The following is a 19,107-nucleotide window of genomic DNA, read 5'->3' on the forward strand; positions in this document are numbered from 1 at the left end:
CTAATGTCCATGCACAATAGATACGGGAAAGCCAATCCGTAAGTATAAATGATGGACCATCCAATTGAAGATAAATTAGATAATGGTTACCAGGTGATAGGTTATTAATATAATCGGATAGTGAGGCGAGTTTAAAAGATAACAATATAGATTATTTAGCTTGGATTTGAGAAAAAAGTGCATGGGAATAAAGAGGGATATAGGGAAATGGGCTCTCATCAAAAAATATAAGTTGGTATCAGTATACCGTAGAGAATGAGTGTATAGAACATACAAGTAAAAGTATTGGCTAGCACACTTAAAATAAGCCGTATAAAAAGTTAATCATCGTGTGCTTTGATTATATAATGTCGGCGAAATAAATAGTGTGAAGGACAGCGATCTTAACAAGTGTTTCATGTAACGTTCATGTACTTTAATTTTTTATAATTAATCAAATTTGAATTTTGTTTGTTGTTAAGAAAAGGTGAGAAGAAAATAAAAAAAGAGGGCTAATGCCCTCTTTTTTTATTAATTTGGTAATTAATCACAGATTGGTATCCCAAGCACTCTTAGAGCTAATGCTACTTGAAGGGAAATCTCTAATCTAGCAATTTCAATACCAGCTACTGAAAGAACTAAAAAAGGTTGTCCGTTTACAAATACAACGCAACTATCCATAGTTAAGCCTCCTTTCTAGTAATCTACTATAGTATATGAATAGAACTTTAATATGTAATAGTTAAATTGTTGGATTTAATAGAATTAATAGATTAACCCATTTAAACTAAACAAACGAACACAATGAACGGAAACAGAGATGGGTGTATGCCTCGAAAAACATAGGTTTTAAGACATGGGATATGAAATTCATCATATTGGTCAGCTGTCTATATGGGCGAGGCAGTTAAACTTGCAACCAGTTTCAGCAAATTTAATTGGAAGAGGATAATAGAATTAAAAACCGACTTGCATCTCAAACGCAAGTCGGTTTTTATATATAAGAAGATTTCTTAATTGAAATCCTCGGATTTTTTCTGACGTATATGTAAAAACATTAAGGTGGTAATGATTAAAAAAATCATTATAGTTTGTATAATTAAATTTTTAAACTGAAGCAATATTGTCCACGATGTAAGGGTGTCTTTAAAAGCTTGGAGTGCAGAGTACGAGGAAGGATCAAAACCATACTGTAGCAACTTTTTTGTTTCAATAAATGAAATGTTTTCTTCATCTGCATCTAATATTACTGAAATTAGTCTAGTATCTTCAAGTTTTGCTGTACTGACAAAACTATAATTACCATTAGTTGAAAAACTAGTTTGTAAGCCATCAACACCTTGAAGTTTAATGTTTTCATTAAGGGAATATATCATTTTATTCGTATTGAAAACCTGGGAATCTTTGAAGGAAAATTGGTAAGAGGTTAGTTTCGTAATATTCAATACATCTGGAAAATCTTTTATTAATCGTGCTGCTAATTTAGCTACGTCTATTGCTGTTGTAGTTGATTGTTTATTTGTATCATTATTAATTCCAGTAGAGTTTAGAAATGGAGATGGTTGTAATAACTTTAGTTCTTTTGCTTTTTTATTCATTAATACTGTAAAGTTATCTTCATTTCCAGCAATGTGTTCTGCAAGAGCGAGTGCAGAACGATTATTCCCTGCCAGTAGCAATGCATGAAGTAAATCACGAACCGTTGTTTTATCATTCGATGTTACTTGTATAGGGCTTGTTTCTACTCGGAATACTTCGTTACTTATTTGTACGAAGTCATCTAACTGTATTTTTCTATCATTTAGTTGCTCCAATACGATATATTCTGTCATTAATTTAGATAAAGCAGCTGATTGTACTGGAGTTTCTTCATTTTTTTTATAAACAATTTCACCTGAATTAGCATTTATTAAGATAGCTGATTTAGCTTGAATAATCGGACCATTTACATAAAGGTAAAAATATAAAACGATAAGTGCAGTAATGAAAAAAGATAATAATAAAATAGCGAATTTTTTTAAGAATTGCATAAGCGATCCTCCTATTATGACATCAATAATAGTATTGTAAAAAAGAATGCTTAATTAGGAAGAAAGAAAAGGTAAAGAATTTCTAAAGAATTATAAAGGATTATTAATTTTTTGTAATTAATGGAAAAAGTTCAATTTCTTATATGATAAGAAATTGAACTTTTTATTTGTGATATTAACCTTTGTAGGGGAGTAGTTTTACAGTGAAAGTTGTTTTTTCGTCATCACTATATACTTCAATTGTTCCTTTATGCAATTCGACTATACTTTTTGCAATTGCTAATCCAAGTCCAGATCCACCAGTGTTTGTAGAGCGCGATTTTTCAACGCGATAAAAACGTTCAAAAATATGAGGTAAATCCGTACTAGGAATAGGTTGTCCGTAATTTGTTATATCAATTGTAATCATATTATTGCTTTCATAAGCAGTAAGGTCAATATAGCGACCTTCGCTTCCATAAGCGATAGCGTTTATAATAAGATTTTCAAACACACGCACTAATTTGTCACCATCAGCTAATACCATGAGCTTTTGAGATGGGAAAGAAGGTCTACATTCTATATTAGCTTCTTGAACCTGTATTCGGAATTGAACAGTTAATTGTCCAAGTAACTCTACAATATCAATGGGGACAGAATACAAGCTTAACTCTTTATTTTGAACACGTGTATATTCGAACAAGTCATTCATTAATGCATTAAGACGAGTTACTTTATCATAAATGACTTGAATATAGTATCGCAATTCCACTTCATCTCTATAATTATCATGATGAATTAAATTTACGTATCCAACTATAGAAGTAAGGGGAGTACGTAAATCATGTGATACATTTGTAATAAGTTCACTCTTTGCTTGTTCCGCTTGTCTTTCTTCATCAATTGAGACTTTTAATTGTTCAACAATTTCATTGATCCCGATTGCTAACTCTTCCAAATAATTATGATTTACAACAGAAACTTTATGATTGAAGTTTCCATTTGCAATGTAACGAATTTCTTCTATCATTTTTTTTATACAAGTTTCATAGTAAAGTTTTCTCTCGTGACGATAAAAAATGTAAAGATAGGATGAAAAAATAGAAAATAAAAACAAATAAGAAACAATCATCATCCATAAAGATTCTTTAACCCCTTTATACTTTTCATAACCAAAAATTCGAATGAATTCTTTACCGAGCTCGGTTAGAGTAAGTGAACTTTCAATTACACTCGTAACGAGGCGATAAATAATTAATTCAGTAATAGGAGTGAGTGTGATAGCTAGTAAGAGCCAAAAAATAAGTTTCCATTTAGGGATATCTTTTAATATATCAAATGCTTCATTTCTCAATTTTATAGCCAACTCCCCAAACAGTGTGAATAAATTTTTCTCCATTCATTACCGTTTCAAGTTTATCCCGTAAGTTGCTAATATGGACCATTACCGTCTTATTTGAACCATAACCATCTTCATTCCAAACGCGTTCGAAAATTTCTTCTGAACTAAATACTCTTCCTGTATTACTCGCAAGTAAATATAAAATATCGAATTCAATAGAGGTTAGTTTAATATACTCTCCATTTACTTTAACAGTATGATTATGTTTGTGTATTTCAACAGAGCGAATACGAATAATACCATCTTCATTCTTTTGCGTAGTAGCATTTTGGAAAGATGATCTTCGTAATAAAGCTTTCACTCTAGCTACTAATTCTAATGGATTGAATGGTTTGATCATATAATCATCGGCACCTGTCATAAGACCTAATATTTTATCCATATCTTCTGCTTTTGCACTAAGCATTAGAATTGGTACAGTATTATTTTCACGTACTTCCTGACAAACTTCTAATCCGTTTCGTTTTGGCATCATAATATCCAAAATCATAAGGTCAACTTCATATGTAGAAACCTTCTGCAATGCTTCATCGCCATCATAAGCTTTATAAATGTTATAGCCTTCATTTCGCAAATAAACAGCAAGTAATTCAACAATTTCTTTATCATCATCAATAATTAATATGTTTTTATTCATTTTGTAGTTCCTTTCCTTACAAATCATCAACATTACTATAATATCAAACATTTATGTACTTGTAGCAATGATTCTGTATAAAATTTCATGTAACGTATTAAAAAGGAGTAAAAAGATTAATAACGAATATAAAATAACAAAGATATTTAAATTCTGCATTATACTGAAAGTTAGTTATAAGGGGGATTTTCTATGTTATATAATGATATATATTCATTTGCTCCAACTGGAAAAATAGACAATGATATTAAAGATTTTCTACTAAAATATAATAAAGAGTTTACATATAAACATTCAATTCGTGTGGCAAATAAGGCAAAAAAGATTGCAGAAAAGTTTCACGTAGATAAAGAAAAAGCAGCAATTGCAGGATATTTACATGATATTAGTGGCATTTTTCCGAACGAGGAGCGGATTGCAGTTGCTGAAGAATTTGGGGTAGAAATAGAGGAAGCAGAAAGAAAGTTTCCTATGATTATTCATCAAAAACTATCGAGAGTAATCGCAAAAGAAATATTTAAAGTAGAAGATGAAGACGTATTAGATGCAATTTGTTGTCATACTACACTGCGTAAACACCCAACAAAGATGGATTTAGTTTTATTTGTTGCAGATAAAATAGAATGGGATCAAAAGGGGACACCACCATATTTAATAGAAATAAAAAAAGGATTGGAAAAATCTTTGGAAAAAGCTGCTTTTGTATATATTTCATATTTGTGGGAAAGGAAAGATACATTGAAAGTTATACATCCGTGGCTAGAAGAAGCATATTGGTATTTAAAAAGAATTGTACAGTAGAAGGGACAAGGAAATGCAATTAAAAGAATATATGAATCAAACATTTCCAGGAGTTACATTAGTACCGTACTTATATTCTCAGTGGGGAAATCATTTGTATTTTGATTTTGGAAAAGATAAATATCAAATTGTAGAAGGAACCGACGATTTAAATATGGAATACTTTTCTCAGCTATATACATATAATAAATTCTTATTTGAAGACATATTTTCAAAAGAAGATGTAGTGTTTGTAGTGACAAATGTTTATAGATTTAAAAAGGAAAACACAAAAACTCCACAGAAAATAAATGTATACAATAAATATATTAAGAAAAGAGATTTAAGATTTCATATAAGACAAGAAACGTTACCGTTTCTATTTGAAGATGAAGAGGCAGATTTATCCCGCTATTTGCCGGGCAGTAAGACCCCCACCTCAAAATTCAGCGAAAGCAAAGAAGGTAGGTGGGGGGCGGGCTGCCCCTAAAAGCCCGATTGGTGAGGGCTGATAATCAGTGGGGGATGAACTGATTAAAGTTTCACATTATATTGTACATATCAATTTTCTTTAAAATGTCTTGCGGAAGATATTAAATATGAATCGCTTATACAAGCTGCTAATCATGAGGATTTCTCTGTTTTGTATCCTCGATTTGGACGGAAAAAAGAAATTTCTTATCCAGATATATTTCTCATAAATGCAACGAAAGATATTGTCATGTTTATGTATGATGATAGAGGATGTGAAGTAATTGCGAAGAATAAAGAAATAATACGAGATTTATATAAGAAATATAAAGAATGGATTCCAGATTATGAACGAGAAAGTATAGATAACTTATTTAAATGACAATAGGGGAAGTGAAGCGTGTAATGAAACGTATTGCAATTGTATCTGCATGGGAACCAGAACTGACGTATTTGCATCAACATTATCCGAGTGAACGTGTTGAAAAAAGAGCAGCTTGGGAATTTCATTTTCATACTATCAATGAGCTGGAAATTATATCAGTTGTAACTGGTGTCGGTAAAGTAAGCTGCGCTAGTTGTGTACAATTGTTAATTAGTGAGTTTCAGCCAGATGAGTTGTTTATGACAGGAATATGCGGAAGTTTATCAAACAAAGTGAAAAACGGTCATATTGTAGTAGCACTAAACGCAATACAACACGATGTTACTGCTGCTGGCTCAGGAGAAGATGTTTTTAATTTATATAACGGTAGAACAGCACCTATTGAAACAACAAAATCACTTGTAAGAAGAATAAAAAAAATACGATTGTATGATCCGATACATTTCGGTACATTTTTATCTGGAGATCAACGTATTCGTAGTTCAGAAATGAGATATTTACTTCATACTGTATACGGAGCATTGGCAGTTGATCAAGAAGTAGCAGCTTTCGCCTATGTGTGTCAAATAAATAAAAAACCATTTTTATGTTTAAAAGCTGCTTCAGATCAAGCAAATGATAAAACGAAAGAAGAACAAAAAATCTTTAAAATGCTAGCATGCGAAAGAGCATGTGAGCATTTAATTGCTTTTTTACGTGTTTATGAGATTAATGTAGTAAATAATAGATAGTTTGTTATAAAACAAATTAATAGTAAGTTATATGTAGGGAAATGTCCGTTCATTTCAAATTAAGAGCTGAAATTTATAATAGATGGAATATATTATATGGGTACATGTTGAGATTAATACAAGCAATTGGAGGGCAATTTTATATGATTCAATATAAAAGGTGTAGTGAAGTAAATATTGATTTAGTATATGAAGCTTTTAAAGATGGATTTTCCGATTATATTATTAAGATGGAAGTTTCAAAAGAGGGTTTTATACAACGTTTTTTTGGACCAGAAGGTAATTTGCTAGAACATTCTTTTCTTGCTTTAGACGGTGACAAATCAGTTGGCGTAATATTAGGTGGTATAAAGGATTATGAAAGTATAAAGACTATGCGCTGTGGAACATTAGCGGTTCATCCTAATTACCGCGGTATTGGTGTGAGTCAAAAATTATTTGAACTGCATAAAGAAGAGGCGATTCAACATGGATGTAAGCAACTTTTTCTCGAAGTCATTGTAGGAAACGACCGAGCGATTCATTTTTATAATAAGTTGGGCTATGAAAAAGTGTACGATCTTTCTTATTATAATTTAAATGATTTGACTAAAATAATGAATAAAGATTGTAAGGATATTGAAGTAAAACAATTAGAATTTCCAACTTTTAAAGATGAAATTCAGAAATGGTTAAACTTCCATATAAATTGGCAAAATGATGTTGATTATATCGAAAAAACAAATAATGTATTTTATGGTGCATATGTCGATAATGACTTAAAAGGCTCTCTATGTGTAAATGAACAAGGTAAAATTAGTTTTATTTTCGTAGACAAAGTTTATAGAAATATTGGTGTTGGGATGAAATTATTAGAAGTAGCAAGAGAAGAATTAATTTTATCAAGTTTATCAATTGGGTTTCCTAACAATAATTTACTGGAGGGTTTTTTAAAGAAATGTGGATTTGAAAAGAATTCTTTAGCGCAATATGAAATGTATTTATTACTCTAAAAGCGGAAGGGATTTATTCTTTTCGCTTTTTATTTTTTCTGTTAAGTTGGTAAATGCTTCGCAACTATAATTTGTAATGAGAGGAATTTGTTTATCCTTAAGTTATCTTTTTAATTGTCAATTTCATGCTAATAATTTTCTTTGTATAATATTCTAATTTTATGTAGAATAGATACGATGGGAGGGGATGAAATGAATAATGGATTAAAGTTTAAGATTTTTGAATTGCATTGTCTTGTTCAAAAGACTTATTCTGATATTAAAATAGCGTGTGATATTGCTATTTATCAAGAAAACACTTCTAAATATTTAATTTCATTAGGATTTTTAAATAAATCATATATGACTTATATAGAAGCAAAAAGATTCTATCGCGAAAATGAAGAGCTTGTAAGTGTAGAATTTGATAATTTCTTTGATATGTATGATAAATTAGAAAACGAATTAAAACAAGTTATTTCAACTGAAGATAAAAATCCTTCATTGCTACATAGCAGACTTGATCAGTTTCAACAGAAAGTTGAAAATATAAATGACCTAATAAAAGTATTGCAAAATGCTCGTTAATGAATGCTTTTTTCTTTTTTGTATAGAAATTATGTATTAAAAACATTTTAGGGATATTACATATTAAAGAGGTGGCTTTTGTTGATTACAAAAGTCATCTTTTTATGTTAGGAATAGATTGTATACATTTTAGCAGTTTCATATAAATAATAGGAATTTATACGAGGGGAATATCATGGGAAATAAAAAAGAAATAGCTATAGTTGCATTAACAACAGGATTCGTTTTAACAAGTGTAACGCCATATGGATTAGGTCATGCAGAGGAAACTGGTCAAATGCAAGTAGAAATTCAAGAGGATTCGTTCCGTACAGGTGATCTTACACAACCATCAAAAAAGGCGCCAGAGAATGTAGTGAAAGATGCACTTAAGGAAAATACGGAGCATGCTTTGTCTCCAAAACAAGTTAGTGCAGAAACAGGAGTAGATTACAAGGTTCTTCAAAAACGTGGTTCTTATGATGGAACTACACTTGTGCGCATGCAACAAATATATGAAGGAAAAGAAGTATATGGTCACCAGTTGACTGCTCACGTAGATAAAAAAGGTATTATTAAAAGTATTTCAGGAGATAGCGCACAAAATTTAACACAAGAAGATTTAAAGAAACCTATTAATTTATCAAAAGAAGAAGCAAAACAATATATTTATAAAAAGTACGGAAACGATACTAAATTTATTTCTGAGCCAGAAGTTAAGGCAGTTATTTTTGTTGATGAAAATCATGGACAGGCTAGCAATGCATATCAAGTTACATTTGCTGCTACAACACCAAATTATGTATCTGGAACTTATTTAGTGAATGCTCATAATGGTGAAATGTTAAAAGATATGGTACAAGAATCAAGTTTGAAAATAAGTGAAGAGTATGTTCAATCCGTTAAGGAAAATAAAACTAGCAATTTTACATCATTAACTGGAACAGGAAAAGATGATTTAGGCGTAACTCGTACATTTGGTATTTCTAAACAGACCAGTGGGAATTATGCGCTTGCTGATTACACAAGAGGACAAGGAATTGAGACATATGATGTAAATTATAGAGATATTACAAATGAAGAAAGTTATTATCCTGGTATACTAGCAACTAGCGTTTCAACAACATTTAATGATCCAAAGGCGGTAAGCGCTCATTTCTTAGCAACAAAGGTATACGATTTTTATAAAGAAAAATATAAGCGTAATAGTTTTGATAATAAAGGAAACAAAGTAGTTTCAGTTGTACATGCATGGGATTCTGGAGGAACAAATGATCCTGAAAATTGGGAAAATGCATTTAGTACTAATATTAATAACATTAGTATGCTTTTATATGGAGATCCTATGGTAAAAGCGTTCGATATAGCCGGTCATGAATTTACACATGCAGTTACATCAAGTGAATCTAACCTTGAATTTTCAGGAGAATCTGGGGCAATTAATGAGGCATTATCGGATATTATGGGAATGGCTATAGAGAAATACATAAATAATGGGGAATTTAACTGGACAATAGGAGAACAAACTGGATCGATTTTTCGTAATATGAAAAATCCAACTGCAATTAATTTTTCAGATGGACTACCGTATCCTGATGATTATAGTAAATATAATGATTTAAATGGAGAGGATTATGGAGGCGTTCATTTTAACTCAAGTATTATTAATAAAGTTGCGTATTTAATTGCACAAGGTGGTACTCATAACGGTGTAAATGTAAATGGCATTGGTGAAGATAAAATGTTTGATATTTTCTATTATGCAAATACTGATGAATTAAACATGACTTCTAATTTTTCTGAATTGAAATTGGCATGCCTTAAAGTGGCAACTAATAAATATGGAACGAACTCAATTGAAGTTCAAGCAGTCCAAAATGCTTTTGATGCTGCAAAAATTATAGAAAAAGTGAAAGAAAACGAAAAAACAGCAGAAAACCAAGCTCCAGAGTTAACTGTACCGTTTACGATTACACTACGTGTAGGAGATACGTTTGATCCAATGAGAAATGTAAAAGCTGTTGATAAAGAAGATGGTGATTTAACAAATAAAGTAAAGCATAAAGGCGATGTAAATACTTCAAAACCAGGTACATACATTGTGGAATACTTGGTTGTTGATTCTAAAGGCGGGAATGCAACGGCTATACAGACTGTAATTGTAGAGGGAAATGGAGAAATATCAGATTTAGAACCTAAATTAACAGTGCCTGTTGGAGCGATACTTCATGTAGGAGATTCATCTGTTCCAATGGCAGAAGTATTAGCTATCGATAAAGAAGACGGTGATCTCACTTCTAAAATTAAAGTTGATGGTGAAGTAGATACATCAAAAGCCGGTACTTACGTATTAACGTACACGGTTACAGATTCTAAAGGTCATGAAGTAACGGCGAAGCAAACTGTAACGGTCAAAGTTAGGGAAGAAATTAAAAATGAAAAACCAATACTAAAAGTACCTGCTACAACTTCGATTACTGAGGGTGATCAATTTGATCCGTTGATAGGAGTATCGGCTACTGACAAAGAAGACGGTGATCTTACTTCTAAAGTAGCGTATAAAGGAACTATAGATACAACTAAAGCTGGTATTTATGAAATAATATATAGTGTAAGAGATTCCGTGGGTAATGAGGTAAATACAATACAAAAAGTATTAGTGAAAGATAAAGAAACTAGCAAACCTAATGGTCTTGCTAATAAGACAAATAGCAATAGTATCTCAAATAACAGTAATACAGATAAAAAAGAATATACATATAAGGAGCTGCCAAAGACGGGTGTAAGTACAACTAACAGTGCAGCAATCGGCATATTGATGATTATTACAGGTACAGTACTCACTTTGATTCGCAAATTTAGAAAGATACAAAAATAATAGTAGGGATTATTCGTTTGAAGAAAAGAGTTCAGTATTCAAAAGAAATAAAGTAGAAAGTAAATAAAACGAAATATGGATTTTTTACTTATTAAGATTTTAATAGTTAAGCGGTACATTTGGCCTTTATAAAAATTTGCAGTTGGATACTATTCTGTCTACAGAACTATATTACATATAAAACACGTTACTATTCTTTTATTTTAATGAGAATAGTAACGTGTTTTTTGATTTGAAAATAGCATAAATCCTATAGCTCATGAATATAGGAGTACTTCTAATTTGCCATTGATAAGTTACTGAAAACACTTTGCTTTAATGGAAGTGTCACTCTAAATGACAACATGAGATTTTCGATATTTACCAGGTGTTTCATTGGTGAATTTTTTAAAAATTTTAGTAAAATAACTTTGATCGCTAAAATTAAGCGAAGCGCATATGTCTGATAAGGGATAGGTGGTGAAAGTTAATAATTTCTTTGCTTCTTCGATTCGTTCACGTTGAATGTACTCAATTAATGAAATACCGACTTCTTTTTTAAATAATATAGATAAATAATCTGAATTCACATTTGCAAATTTAGCAAGTTGTTTAACAGATATTGGATTGTAAATGTTTTTAAAAATGTAGTTTTTGCAAATAGCAATAGTCTGTGAATTTTGCTGTGTTTTTTGTGCCTTTACACGGTCTGCAAAGGTACAAAAAGCATTTTTTAATAAATCCCAAACAGATTCTTTGTCTTTTAAATTTTCTGTTCTTTGAATATGTAAATCATAAATTTTGTAAGCTATCCCAGATGGAAGACCCCCTTTTATCGCATATCTAGTGGCGAGCGTAATGGATGAAATACAAATGTTTTTATGACGTCTTAATTGATGGAATGAAGATAAAGATGAAAGAGTCTCTTGTTGGAATTCGTAATAATATTTGAGCACGGTTTCTTTATCCCCGTTTTCTATAGAACCAAGTAGTTGCTGCTCTATATATAAATTATGATAAATGGATTCGTCTTTTTGCATTGAAATATATACATCTTCGTTTAAGATTCTGCTATGACTTATATGAAGTGAGTCACTGTTATTTGAAAATGTGCTTACATCTGAATTTTTTTTATAGAGAATGTTATAGAACAATATTGCTATATTTACAAAGAAATTTTGATCTTTGACTGACAATGAAAAATAATGGTCTCTTGTTCTTTTATAATTTGGAATAAAATTAAGTTTACTATCCGCTTTACTTGTAGAAAAATTTACATGTGCCAAGGGCCCAATAATAACAGTACCGTTCACCATATAATCGCTCTTTATGTGAATTAAAATGAAGTGCCCTAGATGTTCGTGAGTTCTGAAGATGGGGGAATTATATGTATCATTTCTCTGAAAAAGCACATGTAACTGTTCTATTTTTGATGTATACAACAAGTGTGAATCATTTTTTGATGTGAATTCTAAAAGGATATTTTTGTTACAATCTAAAAAACAAACTGGAATTTCAAAAGATTGGAAAAACATATTGCAAATGTACTCTATCTCAACTAGACTGAGCTTTTTAGTCATATTCTTCCTCCTTACAGTTATGCGTAATAGTTAAATAAACATATATTCCTTTTTTCATAAGTAGAAACGGAAAACCTTTATTAATAAAAAATATAAATAAAAGTTATAAACTTCTAAGAATAATACCATAATTTAACATGAATAGCACATATTATTTGAATATACAGGTAATAGTTTTGGACAGTAGCGTAAAATATGAATCGTCACACTTATTTGTTGGTTATTACTTATATGTATTAAAAATGATTAAGGTTGGATTTTAAATAGGGATAGGAAGTGAGAAATTAATAGATTGACAGTAAGTGACTAGTCGAAATTAGCAGTGAAAGCTATTATGTAACAAATGTAATGATTTTTGAAGTAGAGATATAAGTGTAATTTAGGGGAGAAAATTACATATATCATGTGGAGAGACAACGTAATAATAGAAGATAAGAAATGTGAATAAGTGATTGTAAACAATGGATTGTTGGACGACTATATTTTATGTTATTCGTTTAAATCTGATACTTGGCACACTATTGCTTTTAAGAAGGTAATAGTAATAAAGAGATTTTTAAAATGATAGAAGTAGTAAAGGGGATAAGAGAAATGAAAAAAATATTTAGTGTGCTTTTAGTGTTATTCTTAACATTTTCTACATGGTCTAGTGTATTAGTAAAGGCAGATTCACCATCTAAAGGTACTTTAACGATTCATAAGTATGAACAAGAAAAAGATGGAGCGCAGGGACTAGAAGGTGACGGTTCTGCAAATCAAGAGGTGCCAAAAGATGCGAAACCATTAAAAGGTGTAACGTTTGAAGTGAAAAAGGTTGCGTCTTTTGAAAAAATTTCAAACGATGGGAAAATCGTGAAAGAAGATGTGAAACCTGTAATGGGAGCAACTCCAACGCAAGTAGTAACAGATGATAACGGACAAGCTGTATTAAAAGATATTCCGCTAGGACGTTATGAGGTGAAAGAAGTGGCAGGACCTCCACATGTTAATCTAAATCCCAATACGTATACAGTGGATATCCCATTAACGAATAAAGAGGGTAAGGTGCTAAACTATGATGTTCACATGTATCCTAAAAATGAGGTTAAACGTGGTGCAGTGGATTTAATAAAAACTGGTGTAAATGAAAAAGCATTAGCAGGTGCAGTATTCTCTTTATTTAAAAAAGACGGTACAGAAGTGAAAAAAGAGTTAGTAACAGATGCTAATGGTCATATTCGCGTGCAAGGATTGGTGTATGGAGAATACTATTTCCAAGAAACAAAAGCTCCGAAAGGCTATGTAATAGATCCAACTAAACGTGAGTTTTTTGTTAAGAACTCCGGAACAATTAATGAAGATGGAACTATTACTTCTGGTACAGTAGTTAAATTAGAAGTGAAAAACTATGAAGAACCAATAATTGATAAAAAGATTAACGGAAAATTGGAAGCGTTACCAATCAATCCGTTAACTAATTATAATTATGATATTAAAACATTAATTCCAGAAGACATTAAGGAATACAAAAAATATGTGGTAACAGATACTTTGGATAATCGTTTAGTGATTCAAGGAAAGCCAATCGTGAAAATTGATGGAGCAGAAGTAAATGCAAGCATTGTAGAGGTAGCTATAGAAGGTCAAAAAGTAACAGCTACAGTAAAAGATTTCACAAAATTAGATGGTAAAAAAGAATTTCATTTGCAAATTAAATCTCAAGTAAAAGAAGGAGTACCATCTGGTTCGGAAATTTTAAATACAGCAAAAATTGATTTTACAAATAAAAATGATGTAATTGGAGAAAAGGAATCTAAACCTGTAGTTGTTGTTCCAACAACTGGAATAATTGAGTTAACAAAAATTGATGGTGCTAATAAGAATAAATTAAAAGGTGCAGAGTTTGTACTTAAAGATAAAAATGGAAAAATAGTTGTTGTAGCAGGAAAAGAAGTAACAGGTGTATCAGATGAAAATGGTGTTATTAAATGGTCTAACATTCCATATGGAGACTATCAAATTTTCGAAACGAAAGCTCCAACATATACAAAAGAAGATGGTACAAAAGCTTCTTATCAATTATTAAAAAATCCCATTGATGTAAAGATTAGCGAAAATAATCAAACGGTTAAATTAACAATTGAAAATAATAAAAGTGGATGGGTTCTTCCGGTAACGGGTGGCATAGGAACGACTCTTTTTACTGTAATAGGCCTTACGTTAATGGTTACAGCGGCATTTGTTTTCTTCAGAAAAAAGTTTGCTAATAATTAAGATTTTAGGAACATGTAACTATGGGAAAAGGGGAGAAGAAAAATGCTTCCCTCTTTTCGATATTTAAGCATATACAGAGGTGGAAATATGAAACGAAATCTTGTTTTGGGAGGTATTTTTTTATTTGGATTAGGTGTTCTTTTATATCCTACTATTAGTAATTGGTTGGCGACTCGTGCACATTATTCTGAGATTAGCTCTTACGATAAGAAGATCAAAGAGCTACAAAAGAAAGAAGTCGAACGTAGGGAAAAAGAAGCAGCCGAATATAATAAACAAGTTCACACTTCCACGAAAACATTTACTGATCCATTTTCTGAAAAAAAAAGTAATCATCAAGCATATGCTGATGCGTTAAATTTAGGAGATGTAATGGGGTATATTGAAATATCGAAAATTAATATAAAACTGCCAATCTATCAAGGGACATCTGAGGAAGTATTGAGCCACGGGATAGGTCATTTAGATTTTTCTTCGCTCCCGATAGGTGGAGAAAATACGCACACTATTTTAACAGGGCATCGTGGTTTACCATCAGCAAAATTATTTACAGATTTAGATAAGTTGAGCGAAGGAGATCTTTTTTATATTCATTCTTTAGACAAAGTTCTTGCTTATAAAGTAGATCAAATTAAAGTAGTGTTACCACACGAAACGGACGATCTACAAATTGTAGAAAAAAAAGATTATACAACTTTAATTACGTGTACGCCTTATGGAGTAAACACCAATAGATTGCTAGTTCGAGGTGTGCGTGTGGAGTTAAACGAGAAAGAAAAACAAAAAGTGAGTACAGAGATATTTATATTTAATAAGTGGACTGTAATAGTTCCAATCCTATTGTTATGTGTGTTTCTAGTCGTAATTTATAAGAAAAGGTTAACTAGATAGAATGTATTTATTTATCCTGCATTAATGGACAGTGGGACCGGAAATTCAGAGATAAGTAAAGAAAGTATATAAAGTATATAAAAGATGAAGTAAATCCTCATTGGTGAATATGTCATTTTATTCGACTATAGAAAAAATACGGTAAAGGTGGGAACAAAGGAATTGAGGCTACGATTAAAGCTGGTAAGTATTCATTTTATTGTTTTGTTAATGTTAAGTGTAAGTTTTGTCATATATGTACCAAAAGAAGTATATGGATCCACGACAAACTTAGAAGGTCTAGGTGATATATCGCGTTATAATGCAGTTGTCTTTGGTAACCATAAAGCAATAGGTGGCGACATTGAAGGAGCAACTGCAGTTCAAGGTGATATGGATGCATCGGGGTATACAATTGTAGGTGCTGCAGCGGGAACATCTAATATAGTAGGTGAAAAATGGGTTGATGAGGGATATCCGTCCTTGTTGTTGTCTGGAAAATTTAAGAAATCAAGAGAAGAATCTTTTATCATTCAAAACGGAATAGTAGTAATGACAAAAGAGAGTGATCCAGATCGCATCATACAATCCTCTTATGATCGTATCGTTTATAAAGAAAAACTAGAAATTGACGCGAAATTTAATGAATTTCGCAATATAGTGAACCAAGTCAGTAAAAATGCAGGTCAATATAAAACAAATACCCCAATTCCAAATATGAGTCATGGAATCGGAAAAGATATAAACAATCCTAATATTTATGTTTCATCAGAATTGACAGGGAAAATTAATTTAGATATAAGAGATGTATTTTTACCAAATGCTAAGGACAAAGATTTTATTGTTATGTATTCGGATGCAACAGAGGTTACATTTAAAAATGGGTCTATTCTATATGACACGAACAATATTGGAAGGGCTACAGATATAGTTCCTACATCACAACCATATTCTCCTAATTCCCCGTTTACTCAGCTATATGGGAAAGTGATTTGGGTTTTTCCAAATGCGAAAAAAATTATAACAGAGGGATATGGTGTCGTTGGTAGTGTGTTTGCCCCCAATGCTGTATTAGAAACAAAAGGCGGTTCGATTAATGGACAAGCATTTGTCGGTGCGGTACAACAAACTGGTGGATTTGAATTTCACAATTTCAAATTTAACTGGCAACATTGGAACAAGCCTAGTACTGGAAAAGTAAAAATAAAAAAAGTTGATAGTAATAATGATAATAAAAAATTGGTCGGAGCAAAGTTTCATATAGAAGATTCAAAAGGAAAAATAGTTGGAGAACTAGTAACAAATGAAGAAGGAGAAGCGATATCAAAAGACTTACCAAAAGGAAACTATACCTTAGTGGAAGTAGAAGCGCCAAAAGACTATGAATTATTAAAAGATAAAATAGCTGTAAAAATAGAAAAAGATGCAGTAGTAGAAATTAAAATAGGAAATAAGAAATTGCCAGATCCAATGGGGAAAATGAAGCTTGTGAAAGTAGACATAAGTGATAAAAATAAAAAACTAGCAGGAGCAAAGTTTCATATAGAAGATTTAAAAGAAAAAGTAGTTGGAGAGTTAATAACAGATGAAAAAGGAGAAATGATATCAAAGGACTTACCAATAGGAAACTATACCTTAGTGGAAGTAGAAGCACCTAAAGGTTACGAATTATTAAAAGAAAAAATAACTGTAAAAATAGAAAAAGATACAGTAGTAGAAATTAAAATAGAAAATAAGAAATTGCCAGATCCGACTGGGCAATTTGAAATTGAAAAAGTTGATGATAAGGATAGTGAATTAAAGCTAAAAGGCGCTGTATTTCAAGTGTTAGATAAAGAAGGGAAAGAAGTTAGTAGATTAATAACGGATGAAAAAGGAAAGGTAATTTCCAACCAATTAGCAATTGGAAAGTATACGATTAAAGAAATAAAAGCACCGAACGGATACATGTTACTTAGGGATCCAATAGAAATAGAAATTACAGAAGCAGTAAAGACACAAAAAATAACAGTAAAAAATGCGAAGAATAATTGGGTAATTCCTAATACTGGTGGGAGCGGAACAACAATTTTTTACGTAATTGGTATTATGCTAATGTTTGCTGTGCTATATTTCTGTAAGAAAAATCGTATATTATGAACTAATTTTATAGAGTTAGACAGATTGTTGCGTTAGAGAGTTTTTAGGGCATGAGTTCGGTATTGTACTGGACTCATGTTACTACATTTGTTGAAGGAGGAAGGATAATAGTAAACATAGAATATATTAATGAATTAAAATGTTTAAGAGGTGAACATGGTGGCAATAAAACAAGACGAAATTAAAGTAGTTGTCGGAGCTGGAGTGTTTAATAATAATCCAGGTTGGATTCAAACGCAAGAAGATGAACTTAACTTACTAGATAAAGCTACGTGGGAAGGAAGATTTGAATACAACTCTATTTCAGCTATTTTAGCTGAGCATGTATGGGAACACCTTACTTTTGAAGAAGGTGTAAGAGCAGCTGAAATTTGTTATGAATTTTTAAAACCATCTGGTCATATTCGGTGCGGAGTCCCTGATGCATTCTTTCAGGATGAGGCATATCAAAATATAGTTCAAATAGGGGGACCCGGTCCGAAAGATCATCCAGCAGCAAGTCATAAAATCGTTCATAATTATATAACATTAACGAAAATGTTTGAAACTGCTGGATTCGAGGTAGTTTTACTTGAATATTGTGATGAAAATGGTCGGTTTTATTACAACGAATGGGATGCAAACGACGGTGTTATTTTCCGTTTGAAAAGGTATGATTCTAGAAATAAAGGCGATAAACTTGGTTTTCCATCGCTAATTGTCGATGCGATTAAGCGTTAATCATTCAACAAAACAGGAGTTAATCCTATGATTTCATAAGTCGCAAATGCGGCTTTTTTATTTGTACGCAAATCTATATTTAATTTTCAATATTATATAACTCGATTTAGAAAATATTTAAGTTTTTCTCAGCACCATTCACTTTAAATTAACACTTCGCTGACATAAATATTTATTTTATATTTATATTCGTGTAAAATGAGATGAGAACATATATTCTATATAAGGAGGCAATTAAAATGATAGCTGAAATTGGGAAACTAACTGGTGGATATATTGTAAAATTTGAACGCGAATTTCCATATACGGTAGAGGAAGTTTGGTCTGTATTAACAGAAAACAGTAAGCTGAAAAAATGGATGTCCAATTTACAGATTGAAAGCCTTAAAACTGGTGGAATAATAAAGTTCGACATGATGGACGGTTCATTCATAAACATTGATATTTTAGAATGTCAACTAAACTCAGTACTTGAATTTACTTGGGATAAAGACCGTGTCCGATTTGAAATACATAAAGAGGAAAATGGTACTCTTTTACTTCTTAAAGAGTACATTCATGAATTAACAGATCATACACCGAGAGATATAGCTGGTTGGCATATTTGTTTAAATCTTTTTTCTTACGTTTTAAAAGGAGAAGAGAAAGAATTTTCTAAAGATGAATGGCAACAATGGTTTGAAATATACAAGGATAAGATTCATGAAGCGAGAGGATAATTGCATAATAGGTAATATTCATTATGTAATTATTATA

15 protein-coding genes and 2 pseudogenes are annotated in these 19,107 nt (G+C 31.3%); 12 read left to right on the forward strand and 5 right to left on the reverse strand.

The window, feature by feature from the left end:
• Positions 1–522: 522 nt before the first annotated feature.
• Positions 523–660: a DUF3956 domain-containing protein gene (locus NZ044_RS12550; RefSeq protein WP_000376554.1), complete on the reverse strand. Its 138-nt coding sequence runs from the start codon at positions 658–660 to the stop codon at positions 523–525.
• Positions 661–841: 181 nt separating this feature from the next.
• Between NZ044_RS12550 and NZ044_RS12555 the strand changes: the two are divergent.
• A pseudogene (locus tag NZ044_RS12555) lies at positions 842–931 on the forward strand (DinB family protein); the annotation flags it as partial.
• 61 nt (positions 932–992) lie between these two features.
• On the opposite strand, the gene NZ044_RS12560 reads toward NZ044_RS12555, so the two are convergent.
• From NZ044_RS12560 to NZ044_RS12570, 3 genes are all read right to left on the reverse strand, one after another.
• Positions 993–2,009 carry a D-alanyl-D-alanine carboxypeptidase family protein gene (locus NZ044_RS12560; protein ID WP_001160048.1) on the reverse strand — a complete coding sequence of 339 codons (1,017 nt, stop codon included), beginning with the start codon at positions 2,007–2,009 and terminating at the stop codon, positions 993–995.
• A gap of 175 nt (positions 2,010–2,184) precedes the next feature.
• Positions 2,185–3,342, reverse strand: a complete 1,158-nt coding sequence (locus tag NZ044_RS12565; protein WP_098425356.1) for a sensor histidine kinase — start codon at positions 3,340–3,342, stop codon at positions 2,185–2,187.
• Complete coding sequence (locus NZ044_RS12570) at positions 3,332–4,027, reverse strand: response regulator transcription factor (protein ID WP_098425357.1); 696 nt, start codon at positions 4,025–4,027, stop codon at positions 3,332–3,334. The genes NZ044_RS12565 and NZ044_RS12570 overlap by 11 nt, the downstream gene beginning before the upstream one ends.
• 192 nt (positions 4,028–4,219) lie before the next feature.
• Here NZ044_RS12570 and yqeK point away from each other — a divergent pair, with 192 nt between their 5' ends.
• From yqeK to NZ044_RS12605, 6 genes and pseudogenes are all read left to right on the forward strand, one after another.
• Entirely contained in the window at positions 4,220–4,828 is a 609-nt protein-coding gene (gene yqeK / locus NZ044_RS12575) for a bis(5'-nucleosyl)-tetraphosphatase (symmetrical) YqeK (protein WP_098506502.1), read from the forward strand.
• 13 nt (positions 4,829–4,841) lie between these two features.
• Positions 4,842–5,660, forward strand: a pseudogene (locus NZ044_RS30840) (DUF3885 domain-containing protein).
• Positions 5,657–6,394, forward strand: a complete 738-nt coding sequence (locus NZ044_RS12590) for a phosphorylase family protein (RefSeq protein ID WP_002082744.1) — start codon at positions 5,657–5,659, stop codon at positions 6,392–6,394. The pseudogene NZ044_RS30840 and the gene NZ044_RS12590 overlap by 4 nt, the downstream one beginning before the upstream one ends.
• Before the next feature lie 143 nt (positions 6,395–6,537).
• Positions 6,538–7,386, forward strand: a complete 849-nt coding sequence (locus NZ044_RS12595; protein WP_000617064.1) for a GNAT family N-acetyltransferase — start codon at positions 6,538–6,540, stop codon at positions 7,384–7,386.
• 192 nt (positions 7,387–7,578) lie between these two features.
• A complete protein-coding gene (locus tag NZ044_RS12600; RefSeq protein WP_001059022.1) occupies positions 7,579–7,953 on the forward strand; it encodes a hypothetical protein in 375 nt (124 codons plus the stop codon).
• Between the two features lie 175 nt (positions 7,954–8,128).
• Positions 8,129–10,810, forward strand: coding sequence for a M4 family metallopeptidase (locus NZ044_RS12605; protein ID WP_086398380.1), 2,682 nt, complete (start codon positions 8,129–8,131; stop codon positions 10,808–10,810).
• A gap of 332 nt (positions 10,811–11,142) precedes the next feature.
• Here NZ044_RS12605 and NZ044_RS12610 read toward each other — a convergent pair whose 3' ends face one another.
• Positions 11,143–12,369: a helix-turn-helix domain-containing protein gene (locus tag NZ044_RS12610; RefSeq protein WP_063675388.1), complete on the reverse strand. Its 1,227-nt coding sequence runs from the start codon at positions 12,367–12,369 to the stop codon at positions 11,143–11,145.
• 591 nt (positions 12,370–12,960) lie between these two features.
• Between NZ044_RS12610 and NZ044_RS12615 the strand changes: the two genes are divergently transcribed.
• The 5 genes from NZ044_RS12615 to NZ044_RS12635 all read left to right on the forward strand — a co-directional run bounded on the left by NZ044_RS12615 (position 12,961) and on the right by NZ044_RS12635 (position 19,070).
• Positions 12,961–14,622, forward strand: coding sequence for an LPXTG cell wall anchor domain-containing protein (locus NZ044_RS12615; RefSeq protein ID WP_172583224.1), 1,662 nt, complete (start codon positions 12,961–12,963; stop codon positions 14,620–14,622).
• A gap of 87 nt (positions 14,623–14,709) precedes the next feature.
• Positions 14,710–15,513, forward strand: coding sequence for a class C sortase (locus tag NZ044_RS12620; RefSeq protein WP_098506508.1), 804 nt, complete (start codon positions 14,710–14,712; stop codon positions 15,511–15,513).
• A 162-nt stretch (positions 15,514–15,675) separates the two neighbouring features.
• A complete protein-coding gene (locus NZ044_RS12625; RefSeq protein ID WP_340949774.1) occupies positions 15,676–17,631 on the forward strand; it encodes an MSCRAMM family protein in 1,956 nt (651 codons plus the stop codon).
• 156 nt (positions 17,632–17,787) lie between these two features.
• A complete protein-coding gene (locus tag NZ044_RS12630) occupies positions 17,788–18,351 on the forward strand; it encodes a class I SAM-dependent methyltransferase (protein ID WP_000225730.1) in 564 nt (187 codons plus the stop codon).
• Positions 18,352–18,590: 239 nt separating this feature from the next.
• Positions 18,591–19,070, forward strand: a complete 480-nt coding sequence (locus NZ044_RS12635) for an SRPBCC family protein (protein ID WP_016077658.1) — start codon at positions 18,591–18,593, stop codon at positions 19,068–19,070.
• Positions 19,071–19,107: the final 37 nt, after the last annotated feature.

It is taken from the genome of Bacillus sp. FSL K6-1338, from assembly GCF_038006965.1.
GTDB lineage: Bacteria > Bacillota > Bacilli > Bacillales > Bacillaceae_G > Bacillus_A > Bacillus_A thuringiensis_S.

Coding starts and splice junctions, on each gene's coding strand:
- NZ044_RS12600 (WP_001059022.1), top strand. CDS start 7,579: ATGAATAATGGATTAAAGTTTAAGATTTTTGAATTGCATTGTCTTGTT.
- NZ044_RS12550 (WP_000376554.1), bottom strand. CDS start 660: ATGGATAGTTGCGTTGTATTTGTAAACGGACAACCTTTTTTAGTTCTT.
- NZ044_RS12615 (WP_172583224.1), top strand. CDS start 12,961: ATGAAAAAAATATTTAGTGTGCTTTTAGTGTTATTCTTAACATTTTCT.
- NZ044_RS12590 (WP_002082744.1), top strand. CDS start 5,657: ATGACAATAGGGGAAGTGAAGCGTGTAATGAAACGTATTGCAATTGTA.
- NZ044_RS12605 (WP_086398380.1), top strand. CDS start 8,129: ATGGGAAATAAAAAAGAAATAGCTATAGTTGCATTAACAACAGGATTC.
- NZ044_RS12630 (WP_000225730.1), top strand. CDS start 17,788: ATGGTGGCAATAAAACAAGACGAAATTAAAGTAGTTGTCGGAGCTGGA.
- NZ044_RS12635 (WP_016077658.1), top strand. CDS start 18,591: ATGATAGCTGAAATTGGGAAACTAACTGGTGGATATATTGTAAAATTT.
- NZ044_RS12570 (WP_098425357.1), bottom strand. CDS start 4,027: ATGAATAAAAACATATTAATTATTGATGATGATAAAGAAATTGTTGAA.
- yqeK (WP_098506502.1), top strand. CDS start 4,220: ATGTTATATAATGATATATATTCATTTGCTCCAACTGGAAAAATAGAC.
- NZ044_RS12620 (WP_098506508.1), top strand. CDS start 14,710: ATGAAACGAAATCTTGTTTTGGGAGGTATTTTTTTATTTGGATTAGGT.
- NZ044_RS12595 (WP_000617064.1), top strand. CDS start 6,538: ATGATTCAATATAAAAGGTGTAGTGAAGTAAATATTGATTTAGTATAT.
- NZ044_RS12560 (WP_001160048.1), bottom strand. CDS start 2,009: ATGCAATTCTTAAAAAAATTCGCTATTTTATTATTATCTTTTTTCATT.
- NZ044_RS12610 (WP_063675388.1), bottom strand. CDS start 12,369: ATGACTAAAAAGCTCAGTCTAGTTGAGATAGAGTACATTTGCAATATG.